General features: G+C 72.3%; 17 protein-coding genes. 13 read left to right on the forward strand and 4 right to left on the reverse strand.

Annotation, left to right across the window (positions count from 1 at the left end; genetic code table 11):
• Positions 1–148: 148 nt before the first annotated feature.
• The 7 genes from H4687_RS05135 to H4687_RS05160 all read left to right on the forward strand — a co-directional run bounded on the left by H4687_RS05135 (position 149) and on the right by H4687_RS05160 (position 6,251).
• Positions 149–427: a hypothetical protein gene (locus H4687_RS05135; protein WP_050399660.1), complete on the forward strand. Its 279-nt coding sequence runs from the start codon at positions 149–151 to the stop codon at positions 425–427.
• A gap of 116 nt (positions 428–543) precedes the next feature.
• Complete coding sequence (locus tag H4687_RS05140) at positions 544–2,463, forward strand: alpha/beta fold hydrolase (protein ID WP_046916083.1); 1,920 nt, start codon at positions 544–546, stop codon at positions 2,461–2,463.
• Entirely contained in the window at positions 2,460–3,080 is a 621-nt protein-coding gene (locus H4687_RS05145; protein ID WP_050399659.1) for a hypothetical protein, read from the forward strand. The genes H4687_RS05140 and H4687_RS05145 overlap by 4 nt, the downstream gene beginning before the upstream one ends.
• A 3-nt stretch (positions 3,081–3,083) precedes the next feature.
• Positions 3,084–3,209 (forward strand): hypothetical protein, encoded by a 126-nt coding sequence (locus tag H4687_RS47425; protein ID WP_257034935.1) that lies wholly within the window; start codon positions 3,084–3,086, stop codon positions 3,207–3,209.
• 39 nt (positions 3,210–3,248) lie between these two features.
• The gene (locus H4687_RS05150) at positions 3,249–5,141 is read left to right on the forward strand and encodes an ABC transporter ATP-binding protein (protein ID WP_046915044.1); all 1,893 of its coding nucleotides are present in this window, start codon (positions 3,249–3,251) and stop codon (positions 5,139–5,141) included.
• 115 nt (positions 5,142–5,256) lie between these two features.
• Positions 5,257–5,448 carry a hypothetical protein gene (locus H4687_RS05155; protein ID WP_046915045.1) on the forward strand — a complete coding sequence of 64 codons (192 nt, stop codon included), beginning with the start codon at positions 5,257–5,259 and terminating at the stop codon, positions 5,446–5,448.
• Positions 5,445–6,251: a class I SAM-dependent methyltransferase gene (locus tag H4687_RS05160; protein ID WP_046915046.1), complete on the forward strand. Its 807-nt coding sequence runs from the start codon at positions 5,445–5,447 to the stop codon at positions 6,249–6,251. The genes H4687_RS05155 and H4687_RS05160 overlap by 4 nt, the downstream gene beginning before the upstream one ends.
• 61 nt (positions 6,252–6,312) lie before the next feature.
• Here H4687_RS05160 and H4687_RS05165 read toward each other — a convergent pair whose 3' ends face one another.
• On the reverse strand, positions 6,313–6,708 hold the full coding sequence (locus H4687_RS05165; protein WP_046915047.1) for a GNAT family N-acetyltransferase: 396 nt from the start codon (positions 6,706–6,708) through the stop codon (positions 6,313–6,315).
• A 120-nt stretch (positions 6,709–6,828) separates the two neighbouring features.
• On the opposite strand from H4687_RS05165, the gene H4687_RS05170 reads away from it, so the two are divergent.
• The 4 genes from H4687_RS05170 (at position 6,829) to H4687_RS05185 (ending at position 9,603) form a co-directional block, all read left to right on the forward strand.
• Positions 6,829–7,179, forward strand: a complete 351-nt coding sequence (locus tag H4687_RS05170) for a S24 family peptidase (protein WP_046915048.1) — start codon at positions 6,829–6,831, stop codon at positions 7,177–7,179.
• A 320-nt stretch (positions 7,180–7,499) separates the two neighbouring features.
• A complete protein-coding gene (dhaK, locus tag H4687_RS05175; RefSeq protein WP_046915049.1) occupies positions 7,500–8,492 on the forward strand; it encodes a dihydroxyacetone kinase subunit DhaK in 993 nt (330 codons plus the stop codon).
• A gap of 90 nt (positions 8,493–8,582) precedes the next feature.
• Complete coding sequence (gene dhaL / locus H4687_RS05180) at positions 8,583–9,200, forward strand: dihydroxyacetone kinase subunit DhaL (protein ID WP_046915050.1); 618 nt, start codon at positions 8,583–8,585, stop codon at positions 9,198–9,200.
• Complete coding sequence (locus H4687_RS05185) at positions 9,193–9,603, forward strand: PTS-dependent dihydroxyacetone kinase phosphotransferase subunit DhaM (RefSeq protein ID WP_046915051.1); 411 nt, start codon at positions 9,193–9,195, stop codon at positions 9,601–9,603. The genes dhaL and H4687_RS05185 overlap by 8 nt, the downstream gene beginning before the upstream one ends.
• A 69-nt stretch (positions 9,604–9,672) precedes the next feature.
• Here the strand turns inward: H4687_RS05185 and H4687_RS05190 are convergent, their stop codons facing one another.
• Positions 9,673–10,404, reverse strand: coding sequence for a glycoside hydrolase family 75 protein (locus H4687_RS05190; protein ID WP_046915052.1), 732 nt, complete (start codon positions 10,402–10,404; stop codon positions 9,673–9,675).
• 425 nt (positions 10,405–10,829) lie between these two features.
• On the opposite strand from H4687_RS05190, the gene H4687_RS05195 reads away from it, so the two are divergent.
• On the forward strand, positions 10,830–11,810 hold the full coding sequence (locus H4687_RS05195; RefSeq protein ID WP_046915053.1) for a fibronectin type III domain-containing protein: 981 nt from the start codon (positions 10,830–10,832) through the stop codon (positions 11,808–11,810).
• 184 nt (positions 11,811–11,994) lie between these two features.
• Positions 11,995–12,531 (forward strand): hypothetical protein, encoded by a 537-nt coding sequence (locus H4687_RS05200; protein WP_046915054.1) that lies wholly within the window; start codon positions 11,995–11,997, stop codon positions 12,529–12,531.
• 15 nt (positions 12,532–12,546) lie between these two features.
• On the opposite strand, the gene H4687_RS05205 is transcribed toward H4687_RS05200, so the two are convergent.
• Together H4687_RS05205 and H4687_RS05210 are read right to left on the reverse strand one after the other, a co-directional pair.
• The gene (locus H4687_RS05205; RefSeq protein WP_046915055.1) at positions 12,547–13,110 is read right to left on the reverse strand and encodes a PadR family transcriptional regulator; all 564 of its coding nucleotides are present in this window, start codon (positions 13,108–13,110) and stop codon (positions 12,547–12,549) included.
• Between the two features lie 61 nt (positions 13,111–13,171).
• On the reverse strand, positions 13,172–15,193 hold the full coding sequence (locus tag H4687_RS05210; protein WP_046915064.1) for an NADPH-dependent 2,4-dienoyl-CoA reductase: 2,022 nt from the start codon (positions 15,191–15,193) through the stop codon (positions 13,172–13,174).
• Positions 15,194–15,296: the final 103 nt, after the last annotated feature.

The following is a 15,296-nucleotide window of genomic DNA, read 5'->3' on the forward strand; positions in this document are numbered from 1 at the left end:
CGATTCGGTCCAGGCCTTTTCCGTTCCGCGGTCCCGACAATAGGCATTTTTATCGATGTGGCGACGGACGGCGAGAGCCTAATGTTTTCTCCAGAAGGGCACCGGAAGAAAAGACCTTCCGAAGCCCCCATGCGAGAGGAAGAAAGAAATGAGCAGCATCGAGAACGCACTGAACAGCGTGGAAATCCCCGTCGAGGGTGTCGTCTACGTCGCCGCTCGCCCGACCCTGGGCACCCCGCGGATCGCCCGGGTGGGCAACAGGCTGGGCGGACTCGCCCAGGCCGCCGAGGGTGTCGGCGCCATCGGCGCGCTGGCCACCGCCGCGGTCGGTGTCGGCCAGGCCGCGGAGGCCAACAACCTGGCCGCGGAGGCCAACGCCCAGAACGCGGCGGCCCTCGCGGCGGTCGGTGGCGCGCCGGCGGCCTGACGACCGGCGCCGGACACGTAAGGAACCCGCTGTCGGACCAGAGGGCTGTTCTGGTCCGGCAGCGGGTTCCTCCGCACGCGAAAAACGTGCTCAAAAGTACCAGGAAAAGAGGTTCCATGAAACTCGTCCGAAGGATCAATTCCGCGGTGCCGGGCAGGGTCGCCTCCGCGGTGTTCAGCCCGATACCGGTGGGCCGGGACCGCGCGCTCGGCCTGTCGGAGCGGCTGGCCGCCGCGACGAGCCTCACCTCGTCCCTCGAATACCTCACCCAGCGCCACGAGATGGACAAGGGAGGCATGAACGACTGGGACATCGCCAAGGACAGCATCGCGCACGCGAACCCGCTGGTGCGCCGGCTGATCGACATCGCCAGCGGCCCCCGGACCACGACGGCACTGCACGTCACACGGGCCGCGGTCGCCACCGCCATGCTGCTGCCCGGCAGGTCGGGTTGGCGCGGCGCGGGCAGCCTCTTCCTCGGTGCGACCTCCGCCCTCCTCGGCCCCCGCCAGCACTACGGGAGCGACGGCGCCGACCAGGTGGCGACCCTCGTGCAACTCGCCACCGGCGGCGCCCGCCTGGTGCCCTCGCCGGCCGCCAAGGACGCCCTGCTCTGGTATGTCGCCCTGCAGTCCAACCTCTCCTACCTGGTCTCCGGCTGGGTCAAGCTGCTCGGCCCGGACTGGCGCGACGGCTCCGCCCTGCCCGGCGTGATGCGCACCCACACCTACGGCCACGAGGGCATGCACACCTGGATCCGGAACAACCCCCGGGCCGCCAAGCTGCTCGCCCACAGTGTGCTGGCGCTGGAGTGCCTGTTCCCGCTCGCCTATCTCAAGGGGGGCAGGCTGACCCGTCCCGTCCTGGCGAGCGCCGCCGCGTTCCACCTGGCCAACGGTTACTTCATGGGACTCGGCAGGTTCGCGACCGCGTTCCCCGCGATGCACCCCCTGATCGCCTACACCGCGGCCCCCCGCACGCACCCCGCCGTCGCGGGACGTGACGACCGCGCCCTGCCGGCCGCGCTCACCGTGCTCGCCGGGGCGACGGCGGCCGCGGCCGTCACCGCCGTCCAGCGGCGCATGCGCGCCACCGAGGGCTGGCGGACCTCACGCGTGCTGACGACCCGACACGGCAACCGGCTCCAGTACGAGGAGATGTCGGCGGGCGACACCGACCGGCCGGTCTTCGTGCTCGCCGCCGGCCTGCTGTCCACCAGCGAGCACTACGCCTGGATCAGCGAGCGGCTGTCCTACGAGACCACGTACGGCGTCATCACCTACGCCCGCGCCGGATACGCCGGGAGCCGCCGCCGGGCGGTCACCGCCTACCGGCTGACGGAGTCCGTCGACGACCTCGTCGACCTGGTGAACGGGGCCGTCGCGCCGCACCGCAAGGTGATCCTGGTCGGCCACTCGATCGGCGGCGAACTCGCCCGTCGTGCCGTCCGGCACCTCGGCGACCGGGTGCACGGCGTCGTCTACCTCGACTCCTCGCACCCGGACCAGTTCAACCGCTCCGCCCAGCAGCGGGTGACCGGCGCCGCTCTGGGCAGCACCTTCGCGTCCATGAGCCGGGCACTGCGCCTGGGCACCGGGGCCCTGCTGACCCGCCCGTGGTGGATCAAGGAACTGCCCGCCGCCTACCACGACAAGGTCTTCGCCCAGTACGGGGACACCCGGATGTGGTATGCGGCCCGCCGCGAATGGGCCGCGCTGCGGGAGGACTTCCAGACCTTCTCCGGGCCGCTCGACCGGATCGACGGCGTGCCCGGACTGGTGATCTCCGCCCAGCGGACCGTGGACCGCGACCCCGAGCAACTGCTGATGCACCGGGAACTCGCCGAGGCCCACCGCCGGGCGCCCGTCGAAACGGTGGTCGTCGAGGGCGCGGGACACGACTCCCTGCTGATCAACAGCCGTTACGCCCACCAGGTCACCGACCGCGTCCTGGCGTTCTTCCAAGGTGTCGAGGAACGCGCCCGGACACCCCGGCCGGCCCGGTCCGTCACGCTCGACAAGGAGACCGCGCGATGAGCAGCCCCCGACGTTTCCCGCCGCGCAACCCGTTCACCGGCGAGGGCGCGGCCTGGCGGATCGCCGGCGCCGCCATGCTGGCCGTCACCGTCGCCGGCCAGCACCCCTTCGAGCAGTTCTCCCGGTTCCGCGCCAAGGACGTGCTGTCCCTCGTGCCGAACTGGCGGTTCTTCGCCCCCAACCCCTGTATGCACGACAGCCACTTCCTGTACCGCACGGTGGACGCGGACGGCAACGCCTCGCCGTGGCAGGACGCGTTCGCGACGGAGACCCGCAAGCCCCAGCACATCGTGTGGTTCCCCACCCGCCGCGCCGACAAGGGAATGGTCGACGCCTGCGCCGACATCCTGCCGACCCTGGAGTTCGGCGGCTTCGAGGGGGCCGCGCGCACGCCCGGGTACCGGATGATCACCGAGAATCTGCGTGTCCTCATCAGGTCCCGTGGGCCCGTGCCCGAGGGCGTCCGGGGCTTCCAGTTCGCGCTGGCCAAGGACACCGGCTACGACACGCGCCACCGTCCCTCGCTGCTGTTCGTCTCCCCGTTCGTCCCCCTCGACCCCCAGGCCCCGGGCACCCCGCTCACGCGGGTCCCGGCCAAGACTCCCGCAAAGGTGTGACCCATGGACAACGCGACCCCCTTCATCCTCCTCGGCATCCTGATATTCGCGGTCGGCCTGCTCAAGGCGGGCCTGCGGCTCGCCAAGGCCCGCTCGGAATCGGACGAGGACGGCAGGGAGCACGAGTGAACCGGGTCCGGACGGCCACCGCGGGGCCGGGGGCGCGCGATGAGTGACCGTCCGGCCGGCCGGGGGCGGCACACCCGTCCGCAGGACCCGCCGGTGAACCTGGAGAAGGAGGGCGGGCCCGGTGCCGGGCGGCGTGCCGCGCACCGGGCGGTTCCCCAGCTCAACCTGCATCTGCTGTGGGGCGAGGGGGCCAAACCCTGGCGGGCCATGGGCCGGCACCGCCGCCTGGTCCTGCTCGGCATCCTCCTCGGCCTCCTCGGGGCCGCGACGTCCCTGGCCCAGCCCGCGGTCATCGGCCAACTGGTCGGCGCCGTCGGCGAGGGACGCTCGCTGACCGGCCCGATCATGGTGGGCGCGGCCCTGTTCATCGCCGACGCCACCCTGGGCGCGCTCCACTCGTACGTCATCGGGCTGGCCGGGGAGAACATCGTCTACGACATCCGCCGGACCCTGGCCACGCGGCTGCTGCGCTCCCGGTTCAGGGCGTACAGCGGTCTGCAGCAGGGCGATGTGTTCTCCCGGATGGTCAGCGACACCATGCTCGCCCGCTCCACCATGACGCACGCGATCGACAGCATCCTCAACAACAGCTTCCTGGTCGTCGGCGGCATCGTCCTGATGGCCTATATCGACACCGTGCTGCTCGCCGCCACCCTGGCCTGCCTCGGCGTCACCAGCGTCGTCTCGCTCTATCTGGCGCGCGGCGTACGGAAGGTGTCCCTGCTCAACCAGACCGACCTGGGCACCTTCGGCACCGCTCTGCTGCGGGTACTGGGGGCCATGCCCACCGTGAAGGCGTCCCGGGCCGAGGACCGGGAGGCCGAGGGGATCGCGGCCATCGCCCGGCGGGCCCGGAAGTCCGGGATCAAGGTGACGGTGATGTCGTCGCTGCTCGACCCGACCATGAGCATCGGCACCCAGCTCGCCCTGACGGTCGTCATCGGTCTGGGTGCGGCCCGCACCGCCACCGGGGCGATGCCCACCGCCGACCTGACGGCGTTCATCCTCTACCTGTTCTATCTGGTGGCGCCGTTGCTGACGCTGTTCGAGTCGATCGCGCAGTTCCAGATCGGCAGGGCGTCGGTGGAACGGCTCGCGGAACTCGGCAAGATCGAGGTCGAGACGGACCCGGACAGCAGCCTCCCGGCACAACAGCCTCGTACCGCCCGCTCGTTCGGGCGCGGGTACGAACCCGGACTCGCCTTCGACAGTGTCCGGTTCTCCTATCCGGGCAGCGACAAGGTCGTCCTCGACGGCGTCTCCTTCACCGTCCCGGCCGAGGGACTGACCGCCGTCGTCGGTCCCTCCGGTGGCGGCAAGTCCACCGTGTTCCAACTGATCGAGCGGCTCTTCGACCCGGTCGCCGGCGCGATCCGCATCGACGGCACCGACATCACCGACCTGCCGCTCAACCAGCTGCGGTCCATCGTCGGCTACGTCGACCAGGACCACACCCTGCTGCGCGGCAGCATCCGGGAGAACCTCACCTACAGTGCGCCGGACGCCGACGACAAGGACATCGCCGAGGCGCTGCGCATGGCCAACCTGACCGAGGTGATCGCCGCGCTGCCGCAGGGCCTCGACACCCCGCTCGGCGACCGCGGGGCCGGCCTGTCGGGCGGTCAGCGCCAACGCCTCGCCATCGCCCGTACGTTGCTGCAGGCGCCCCGGTTCCTGCTGCTCGACGAGGCCACCGCCAACCTCGACACCGAATCGGAGAACGCGCTGCGCGACAGCATCGCGATGATCTCCGGCTTCTGCGCGGTCATCGCGATCGCCCACCGGCTGTCCACGGTCACCGAGGCCCGGCAGATCGTCGTGCTCGACCGGGGACGGGTGCACGCCGTCGGTACCCACGACGAACTCCACCGGCACAGTGACCTCTACCGCCGCCTCGCCCGGCTCCAGGAACTCAGCGACCTGGCGTCCTGATCCACCGAACGACGGGGCGGCACACCCGCCTTCACCCCGACAGGAGAAGACATCCCGATCACCCCGGCTGTCCCGGCCACCCTGGCCATCCCGATCAATCCGGCAGGAGAAGTCCATGAACGACTTTCTGCTCATCCCGTCCGTGGTAGCCCTCGGCATCGTCGGCTTCCTCATCGCCACCCGGGCCGTCAGCACCCCCGCCGTCATCGGCGTCGCCCTCGTGGTGCTGTGGGGCGCCTGCTCCCAGGCCAGAAGCACCATCCACGCGCGGCACACCCCGTCCAAGAAGCGGAGGCAGCACCCATGAGCACCACCACGACGTCCCCTGCGCCCGGCGCCACGTCCGGTGGCATCGTCGAGGACATCGGCTACGGCCGACAGTTCGGCGACTGGTACCACCGGCTGTTCCCCGACGACGCCTCCGTCGTCGACGAGGTGGAGCGCCTGGTCTCCCTGCATCCTGATCCGGCCCTCGGCACCGTCGAGTTCGGTGTCGGCACCGGCCGGATCGCGCTCCCGCTGTCGCGCCGCGTCGGGCCGGTCACCGGCGTGGACTCCTCCCCCGAGATGCTCGACGTGCTGCGTCGCGACCTGGCCGACGACACCCCCGTCGAGCCCGTGCACGGCGACATCTGCGTCTACACCGCCGACCGCGCCGTGGGGCTGGTGTACTGCGTCTGCGCGACCCTGTCGATGCTGCTGACCCCCGAGGAACAGCAGCTGGCGGTGCGCCGCGCGGCCGAACTGCTGGTCCCCGGCGGCAGGCTGGTGATCGAGACCCACAACAAGCAGGCCATCCTCGCCCTGCACGAGGGCAGCGCCCGCGCCACGTACTTCTCGCCCTACCCGGAGCCGGGCACCGGTCTGCAGAGCCACTCCGTCCTCCTGCCGGAGGGGTCGCTGTGGCATCTCTCGCACGTCTGGTACGAGGCCGACGGCACCACCCGCGTCGGCACGGAGATCTCCCGGCTGACCGCCCCGGAGGAGATGGACACCTACGCCCGCGCCGCGGGTCTCGTCCCCGAGGGCCGCTTCGGCGACTGGCCCGCCGACGCGGCCCCGTACTCCCCGGAATCCCCGCTGGCCATCTGCACCTACGTCAAGCCCTGACGGCCCTCACCGCAGCACGGGTGCGCGTCACCAGGGGGCCGGGACCCGTCCCGGCCCCCTGTCACAGTGCGAGCAGACCGGCCGCCGTCTCCTTGAAGCCGCAGGCGTCGATGGAGAACGGCCGCAGGTGGTCCTCGAAGTCGACGTGCAGCCACTGGCACCGCGCGGCACGGGCTTCGTGGGCGGCGGTCGCGATGAGCGCGACACCGACGCCCGCGCCGCGGTGGTGTTCCGCGACCACCGTGTCCAGGACGAAGGCGTGGACGCCACCGTCCCAGACGACGTTGACGAATCCGATCAACGTCCCGTCCTCAAACGCGCAGACCCAGCCGAGGCTGTGCCGTTCGAGCCGTCCCCGCCAGTCGGTCGCGGCGACCGGGTGGCCGAAGCCTTCCGCGTGCAGCGCGTCGAGTGCCGTGTCGTCGAAGTGGGCCCGCCACTCGTACGTGATCGTCACGCGTCGATCGTAGGGGGCGTGAGCCGAAGGCTTCGCGGGTCCCGCGTCAACGGCCGTCCGCCGACCGCCGCGAGGACTAATTCGGTGGGGCGGTGAAGGGGAATCTGTCACGATCCCCGCATGGGTGCATTGGACATGGTGGCGGAGAGGGTCGTGGCCGGGGCGACCGTGACGTTTCGGCCCAGTGGCTCCTCGATGGTCCCGCTGATACGCAGTCGGCAGCTGGTGGCCGTCGCTCCCGTCGACCCGGCGAAGGTCGAGGCCGGGGACATCGTCCTCGCTCGGGTCGCCGGGACGGTCTACCTGCACCTGGTGTCGTCCGTGGACCACGCCAGGAATCGGGTGCAGATCAGCAACAACCGAGGTCACGTCAACGGCTGGACCGGCCACGGGCGCGTCTTCGGCATCTGCGTCGCCGTCGACGGAACGGCCCGCCCGAGAACGGCGGGCAAGACACGGCCGGGCGGGTGACGCGGCCGCCCCCGACGCACGGAGTCCCCGACGACGGGCCGCCACCGCCTGCTGACCGAGCCGATCACCTCTGCGGCCGACCGAGCCGGTCCCCTTCGCCGACGAGTGCCCTCCCCTCGCCGCTCCCGCCGTCGCGCCAGGTCGGGCGCGCGCACCGGCGTGTCGACGCACGTGACCTTCGCCTCCTCAAGGTCGATACTTTCACCAGACGCGCTTCGACCGACCCGTGCCCGACGACCCCGAGGATCTGATGCCCGTCATCGCAGTCGGCACGACGGCGCAGCCGGAGGCGTGTCTCGACATCTCACCAGGAGGTACCCATGAAGATGCTGATCAACGTCGCGGAGAGCGTCGTCGCGGACGCGTTGCGGGGCATGGCGGCCGCGCATCCGGAGTTGACCGTGGACGTGGAGAACCGGGTGGTGGTGCGGCGGGACGCGCCGGTGGCCGGGAAGGTGGGACTGGTCTCCGGGGGCGGCTCCGGACACGAACCGTTGCACGGGGGATTCGTGGGGCCCGGCATGCTGTCGGCGGCCTGCCCCGGTGAGGTGTTCACCTCGCCCGTGCCCGACCAGATGGTGCGGGCCGCGTCGGCCGTGGACAGCGGGGCCGGGGTGCTGTTCATCGTGAAGAACTACACCGGTGACGTGCTCAACTTCGACATGGCGGCCGAACTCGCCGAGGACGAGGGCATCCGGATCGCCAAGGTGCTCGTCGACGACGACGTGGCCGTCACCGACAGCCTCTACACCGCCGGCCGGCGCGGCACGGGCGCGACCCTGTTCGTGGAGAAGATCGCGGGAGCCGCCGCCGAGAAGGGACAGCCGCTGGAGCGGGTCGAGGCGCTGGCCCGGCAGGTCAACGAGAACTCCCGCAGTTTCGGCGTGGCCCTCGGCGCCTGCTCCACTCCGGCCAAGGGCAGCCCCACCTTCGATCTCCCCGCCGGGGAGCTGGAGTTGGGCGTGGGCATCCACGGTGAGCCGGGACGCGAGCGGCGCGCGATGATGACCTCACGGGAGATCGCCGACTTCGCGGTGAACGCCGTCCTCGACGACATGAGCCCGCGCAACCCGGTCCTGCTCCTCGTCAACGGCATGGGCGCCACTCCCCTGCTGGAGCTGTACGGCTTCAACGCGGAGGTGCAGCGCGTGCTCACCGAACGCGGGGTGCCGGTGGCCCGCACCCTCGTCGGCAACTACGTCACCTCGCTCGACATGGCCGGCGCGTCGGTGACGGTGTGCCAGGTCGACGAGGAGTTGCTGCGGCTGTACGACGCGCCGGTGCGGACGCCGGGACTGCGCTGGGGTGCGTGAGGAGGAAGCGGGTGGTCGCCGCGCCCGGCCGGGTGGCGCGACCCAGTGCCTCACTGTCAGTCAACTCACGTACCACGCAAGGAGATTGCTGTGCTCGACGCGGACTTCTTCCGTCGTTGGATGACGGCCACCGCGGCCTCGGTGGAACATGAGGCGGAACGGCTCACGGCGCTCGACTCCCCGATCGGGGACGCCGACCACGGCAGCAACCTGCGCCGCGGGTTCACGGCCGTGGTGACCGTCCTGGACAAGGACGCGCCGGACACGCCCGGCGCCGTCCTCGTACTCGCCGGACGGCAGCTGATCTCGACCGTCGGCGGCGCCTCCGGCCCGCTGTACGGCACCCTGCTGCGCCGCACCGGCAAGGCGCTCGGTGAGGCGGGCGAGGTGAGCGAGGCCCAGCTGGCGGACGCGCTGCGCGCCGGGGTCGACGCGGTGAGGGCGCTGGGCGGGGCCGCGCCGGGCGACAAGACCATGATCGACGCGCTGGTCCCGGCGGTCGACGCGCTCGGCGAGTCGTTCGCCGCGGCGCGGGCCGCCGCCGAGGAAGGCGCCCTGGCGACCACGCCCTTGCAGGCCCGCAAGGGCCGGGCCAGCTACCTGGGCGAGCGGAGCATCGGACATCAGGACCCCGGTGCCACGTCCGCCGCGCTGCTGATCGCCGCTCTCGCCACCGCCGCCGGGGAACCGGAGGCGGCCGATGTCTGACGTCGAGCCGGTCGGCATCGTGCTGGTGTCGCACAGCGCCGCCGTCGCCGCCGCGGTCGCCGAGCTGGCGCAGGGGCTGTCCGGTGCGGGCGCCGGCGTGCCCGTCGCGCCGGCCGGCGGCACCGAGGACGGCGGCCTGGGCACCAGCGCGGAGCTGATCTCCGCGGCGGCCGCCTCCGTCGACCGGGGCTCCGGTGTCGCGATCCTCGTCGATCTCGGGAGCGCGGTCCTCACCGTGAAGGCACTCCTCGCGGAGGGCGACGAACTCCCCGCGGACAGCCGCCTGGTCGACGCCCCGTTCGTCGAGGGCGCCGTCGCCGCCGTCGTGACGGCCTCGACGGGCGCGGACCTCGCGGCGGTGGCGGCCGCCGCCTCGGAGGCGTACGCGTACCGGAAGGAATGACCTCCCGGACATCCCGGCGGACGGTCCGGGGCCTGGCGCCGAGCGGCACCGGGCCCCGAACCGTCCGGGTCAGCCCGCCACGCCGCCGCGCATCGCCGCGCCCCCGCGCATCGCCGGTCCTCCCACCCACTTCCGCGCCAGCGCCTCCCCCAGTCGCACCGCGGCGGCGTGGTCCTCGATCGGGGTCACCCGGGAGTCCTCGAAGACGATGTAGGTGACACCGGACGCGGTGCCACCGGTGCGCGGGTCGGGGCGGATGCCGAGGGCCTCGGCCGTGGCGTACGAGGCCTCGCCGATGATGTTCTGCGGGCCGGTGTCACCGACGACGGCGTACTGGACGCGGTCCTTGTACACGACGGCGGCCACCGAGCCGCCCTTGATGCCATGGACCCGGTGGTCCCAGAGTCGGCTGGCGACGGGGACGACGATGAACGGCAGGCTCTCGGAGCGCAGGTACCGGCCGTCGGACTGCAGGAACGACGTGGTGGGCTGGAACCACGGGTCGGTGTCGCTGTTGCAGTGCGTGCTGGGCCGGCCGTCGCAGTCGATGTCCATGTCGGCCTTCCAGAACACCGCGCCGTCGACACCGCAGACGGGGATGTCGGCGGGGGTGCCCGCGTCGCTCCTGTACAGCCCCTCGGACACCCGGACACAGCCGCGCGCCTTGGCCAGCAGGGCGGCGGCGGTCACCCCGCCCTCCCGGTGGTGCACCGGGCGCTGCGGGTGGGCCAGGGCGGGCAGGGCGACCGGGGCCAGCAGGGCGGCGCCGACGGCGGCCAGCGTCAACGAGCGGACACGCACGATGAGGACCCTCTCCTGGGGGACATGACGAACACCCACCCCAAGGTGGTGGGGGTCGGAGAGGACGGCCACCGGGAGGGGGCCGGACGGATCACGGCACGCCACGCGACGGGTGCGCGGCCGAGGGCCGGGCCCGACTCGGCCCCGGCCGCTCGGCCGCTCTCGTCGGCGCGGGATCGGCGACGACAGCGGCCCGCGCCGTACGACGCGAACAGGCCCGGAAATCAGGCGAGTTCACGTCGTGTCAGGACACCAGCATACGTATCCGTCCGCCGTGCCGCGCACCGCGTCGCCGTCGGTGTTGAGCACCTGCGCGACGCGGACCGCTCCGCACGCAACCCTTGATGTGGCCGCGTCAGTCATGCCATACATGGAGTCAGGTACAGACCAATCTCGTCCGGCTCGACGACCGAGGGGGCAGGATCGTGCGACGCGTTCCCGTGCCGGCACTCACCCTGGTGCCGCTGCTCTGCGGCTCGCTGCTCCTCATGTCCGGCTGCGCGATCAAGGAGACCCCCGGCCGCCGACCGCCGCCGGCGCCGCCCGGCGTCACCGCCGAGGCGGGCAGCGCCACCAGCGTGCACGTCATGTGGAACCGGGCGTCCGGCGGCCCGCGGATCGCCGGGTACGAGGTGTACCGGGGCCGCACGAAGGTGAAGGACGTGCCGGGCGGCGAGCACATGGCCGACATCACCCGGCTCCGCCCCGCCACCGCCTACGTGTTCACGGTCCGGGCCCGCGATGCCGCCGGGGACCTCGGGCCGCCCAGCGCACAGGTCCGGGCCACGACTCCCGCCGCCGGGACGGGGGACCGCCGGGCCCCCACCCGTCCCGGGCGCCTCGACGGCAGGACGGTCGGGAGCAGGGCGGTGCAGCTGTCCTGGGGGCCCTCGACGGACGACCGTGACGTGGCGTCGTACGACATCCTGCAGGGCGGTTCGAAGATCCACGGCGTGGGCGGGCAGCAGACGGCGGCCGTGGTCACGGGGTTGCGGCCCGGTACCCGCTACTCCTTCACCGTGCGGGCCCGGGACGCGGCGGACAACGTCTCTCCCGTTAGCCCGGCGGTACGCCTCACCACCTCGCCGGGGGCGGACGACGGGCGGGGCACCGCGCCCACCGGGTTCCGCGCCGGCATCCGCCGGGCCGACGGGGCGTACTCCATCGAGCTGTCCTGGCGGCCGCCGCGCGCCGACGGGGTGATCACGGAGTACGAGATCCAGCTCGACGGCCGGCCGGCGACCACGCTCGTCTGGGGCGGGACCCCGCCCCGCCAGCGGGCCACCCACAGCTTCTACGCGGGCCAGGAGTCCGGCGTGGCCTACCGGGTGCGGATCCGCGCGAGGCTTCCGGACGGGACCTGGGGCGGATTCTCACCGGAACGGACGGTGACCACCGGCGGGTGAGCCGGGCGGTCGCGGCGGGGCGCGTGCGCCGGGTCCCCCGCACGGCGCAACGCGTCACCTGCCCGGGGGCCGCCGGCGTGCGGACCGGGCGGACGGCACGTTGGCTCACCCTGAGGCAGCACGGGTCTCCCGATCCTCGGCGGCGCACGGGACGTGCCGCCACCGTGCCGCTGGAGGGCAGACCATGCGTACGTCCCAGCTACTCCTCCGCTTCGGCCCGACCGCGGCCGCCGCCGTGCTGCCGATCGCCCTGACCACGCCGTCGGCCGCCGCCGCCCCCACGGGCATCTCGGTGAGCACCACGGGTTCGTCGGTCACCGTCACCACCGACGACTGCCCCAACAGCACCAACGGCACCTTCGGCACCGCCTCGCTGCTCTCCAGCGGGCAGGCGAACTTCTCCCAGGGACGGCAGGCGACCCTCACCGGCACGAGCGCCAACCAGTCAGCCTCCTGGGCGAACGTGGGCCCGGGCACCTACACCGTGATCGGGGTGTGCAAGGACGGGACCACGGCGGGGACCCAGTCCGTCATCGTCACCGCCGCCACCCCCACCATCGCCGCGACCGCCTCGCCCGCGCGGGGCGTCATGGGCGGCGTCGGCGGAGCCACCCGGGAGTACGGCACCGTCACCCTCGTCGGCGGCGGGGCGCTGGTGGCCCTGGGCACGGGCGCGGCCGTCTGGTACCTGCGTCGCCGGGCCAAGCCGCACCGCCTCTGACCGCCGGGCGGGGGCTCACCCCTCGCCGCCGTCGCCGATGGCTTCCGGCAGGGTCTCGAACTCCTCCAGGGCGTCGGTCAGCCACTGGGTCCAGAAGGTCTGCAGGTCGATGCCCGCCCGCAGGATCAGATGCTGGAGCCGGTCCTGGGTCGTGTCCCGGCCGGGGCCGAAGTCCCGCTTCTCGATCTCCACGTATTCCGCCAACTGCCGCTGATGCAGGGCGAGATGACGCCGCAGATCGTCCGCGAGACCTGCCGTGCCGACCACGGCCGCCGCGCGCAGCCGGACGAACAGCGCGTCACGCCACGGCTTGGGGTCCTGGGGTGCGGCGGTCCAGCGGGCCAGCTCCTCCCGGCCGGCCGGCAGGACCTCGTAGCTCTTCTTCTGCCCTCGGGCGGGCCGCTCGGAGGGCAGGGCCCGGATGTGGCCCACGCCCTCCAGCCGTCCCAGCTCGCGATAGATCTGCTGGTGCGTCGCCGACCAGAAGTAGCCGATCGACCGGTCGAACCGCCGGGTCAGCTCAAGGCCCGACGACGGCTTTTCGAGCAGGGCGGTGAGGATCGCGTGCGGGAGTGACATGGGCTCATCCTAGGAAGGGCCGAAGAGCACGACCGCCGCACGCATCCCGCGGCCGGGCCGGCTACAGCGCCGCCGCCACCTCCGTCCCCTGCTGGATCGCCCGCTTGGCGTCCAGCTCGGCCGCCACGTCCGCGCCGCCGATGAGGTGTGCGGAGCGCCCGGCCGCCACCAGGTCGTCGTACAGGTCGCGGCGCGGGTCCTGGCCGGTGCACAGGACGACCGTGTCGACCTCCAGCACCTGGCGGACGCCGCCGACGGTGACGTGCAGACCGGCGTCGTCGATCAGGTCGTACTGGACGCCGGGGACCATGGTGACGCCGCGGTGCTTCAGCTCGGTGCGGTGGATCCAGCCGGTGGTCTTGCCGAGGCCGGCGCCGACCTTGGAGGTCTTGCGCTGCAGGAGGTGCACCGAGCGCGGCGGGGCGGGCCGCTCGGGCGCGGCGAGGCCGCCGGGGGCGCTGTAGTCCAGGTCGACGCCCCACTGCCGGAAGTAGGCGGCCGGGTCCTCGCTGGTCTTCTCCCCACCGTCGGTCAGGTACTCGGCGACGTCGAAGCCGATACCGCCGGCGCCGAGGATCGCGACCCGGTCGCCGACGGCGGTGCCGTCGCGCAGGACGTCGAGGTAACCGACGACCTTGGGGTGGTCGACGCCGGGGAGTTCGGGCGTGCGCGGGGTGACACCGGTGGCGACGACGACCTCGTCGTACGCCGTCGCCGTGAGGTCGTCGGCCGAGACCCGGGTGTTCAGGCGTACGTCGACTCCGTACGCGTCGAGCCGGTTGCGGAAGTAGCGCAGGGTCTCGTCGAACTCCTGCTTGCCGGGGACCTTGCGGGCCACGTTGAGCTGGCCGCCGATCTCGCTCGCGGCGTCGAAGAGCGTGACCTCGTGGCCGCGTTCGGCCGCGCTCACCGCGCAGGCGAGGCCGGCCGGGCCCGCCCCGACGACGGCGACCCGCTTGCGCAGCCGGGTCGGGGAGAGGACGAGTTCCGTCTCGTGGCATGCGCGCGGGTTGACCAGGCAGGAGGTGATCTTCCCGCTGAAGGTGTGGTCGAGGCAGGCCTGGTTGCAGCCGATGCAGGTGTTGATGGCGTCGGAGCGGCCCTCGCGGGCCTTGTTGACGAAGTCGGGGTCGGCGAGCATCGGGCGGGCCATGGACACCATGTCGGCGTGGCCGTCGGCGAGCAACTCCTCGGCCAGTTCCGGGGTGTTGATGCGGTTGGTGGTGACGAGCGGGACGGAGACCTCCCCCATCAGCTTCTTCGTCACCCAGGTGTACGCGCCGCGCGGCACCGAGGTCGCGATGGTGGGGATACGGGCCTCGTGCCAGCCGATGCCGGTGTTGATGATGGTCGCCCCGGCAGCCTCGACGGCCCTGGCCAGCGTGACCACCTCCTCGAAGCTGGATCCGCCGGGGACGAGGTCGAGCATCGACAGCCGGTAGACGACGATGAAGTCCTCGCCGACCGCCTCGCGCACCCGGCGCACGATCTCGACGGGGAAGCGCATCCGGTTCTCGTAGGAGCCGCCCCAGCGGTCGTCGCGGTGGTTGGTCCCGGCGGCGATGAACTCGTTGATCAGATAGCCCTCGGAGCCCATGATCTCGACGCCGTCGTACCCGGCCCGGCGGGCGAGGCGGGCCGCGTTGGCGTAGTCGTCGATCGTCTGCTCGACCTCGGCGTCCGTGAGCGCGTGCGGGACGAACGGGCTGATCGGGGCCTGCAGAGCGCTCGGGGCGACCAGGTCGCGGTGGTAGGCGTACCGCCCGAAGTGCAGGATCTGCATCGCGATCCGGCCGCCCTCGCGGTGGACGGCGTCGGTGATCCGGCGGTGCTCGTCCGCCTCGGCCTCGGTGGTGAGCTTGGCGCCCCCCTCGGCCGGCCGGCCGGCCTCGTTGGGTGCGATGCCGCCGGTGACGATGAGGCCCACTCCCCCGCGGGCCCGGGCCGCGTAGAACTCCGCCATGCGCTCGAAGCCGCGCTCGGCCTCCTCCAGGCCCACGTGCATGGAGCCCATGAGGACGCGGTTGGGGAGCGTGGTGAAGCCCAGGTCGAGCGGGCTCAGCAGGTGCGGGTAACGGCTCATGGGGACCTCCGTGCGGGGCGTCGTCATCAAGGTTCTAGACGACGCCACCTCGTTTATGCAACTAGTTGCACAACCGTTGAGGGGAAGGCCACATCCGGCGCGG

It is taken from the genome of Streptomyces stelliscabiei (genome assembly GCF_014873495.1).
Taxonomy (GTDB): domain Bacteria; phylum Actinomycetota; class Actinomycetes; order Streptomycetales; family Streptomycetaceae; genus Streptomyces; species Streptomyces bottropensis.

Bases quoted from the DNA above. Each gene is read 5' to 3' on its own strand.
- H4687_RS05135 (WP_050399660.1), top strand. From the start codon at position 149: ATGAGCAGCATCGAGAACGCACTGAACAGCGTGGAAATCCCCGTCGAG.
- H4687_RS05140 (WP_046916083.1), top strand. From the start codon at position 544: ATGAAACTCGTCCGAAGGATCAATTCCGCGGTGCCGGGCAGGGTCGCC.
- H4687_RS05145 (WP_050399659.1), top strand. From the start codon at position 2,460: ATGAGCAGCCCCCGACGTTTCCCGCCGCGCAACCCGTTCACCGGCGAG.
- H4687_RS47425 (WP_257034935.1), top strand. From the start codon at position 3,084: ATGGACAACGCGACCCCCTTCATCCTCCTCGGCATCCTGATATTCGCG.
- H4687_RS05150 (WP_046915044.1), top strand. From the start codon at position 3,249: ATGAGTGACCGTCCGGCCGGCCGGGGGCGGCACACCCGTCCGCAGGAC.
- H4687_RS05155 (WP_046915045.1), top strand. From the start codon at position 5,257: ATGAACGACTTTCTGCTCATCCCGTCCGTGGTAGCCCTCGGCATCGTC.
- H4687_RS05160 (WP_046915046.1), top strand. From the start codon at position 5,445: ATGAGCACCACCACGACGTCCCCTGCGCCCGGCGCCACGTCCGGTGGC.
- H4687_RS05170 (WP_046915048.1), top strand. From the start codon at position 6,829: ATGGGTGCATTGGACATGGTGGCGGAGAGGGTCGTGGCCGGGGCGACC.
- dhaK (WP_046915049.1), top strand. From the start codon at position 7,500: ATGAAGATGCTGATCAACGTCGCGGAGAGCGTCGTCGCGGACGCGTTG.
- H4687_RS05185 (WP_046915051.1), top strand. From the start codon at position 9,193: ATGTCTGACGTCGAGCCGGTCGGCATCGTGCTGGTGTCGCACAGCGCC.
- H4687_RS05200 (WP_046915054.1), top strand. From the start codon at position 11,995: ATGCGTACGTCCCAGCTACTCCTCCGCTTCGGCCCGACCGCGGCCGCC.
- H4687_RS05205 (WP_046915055.1), bottom strand. From the start codon at position 13,110: ATGTCACTCCCGCACGCGATCCTCACCGCCCTGCTCGAAAAGCCGTCG.
- H4687_RS05210 (WP_046915064.1), bottom strand. From the start codon at position 15,193: ATGAGCCGTTACCCGCACCTGCTGAGCCCGCTCGACCTGGGCTTCACC.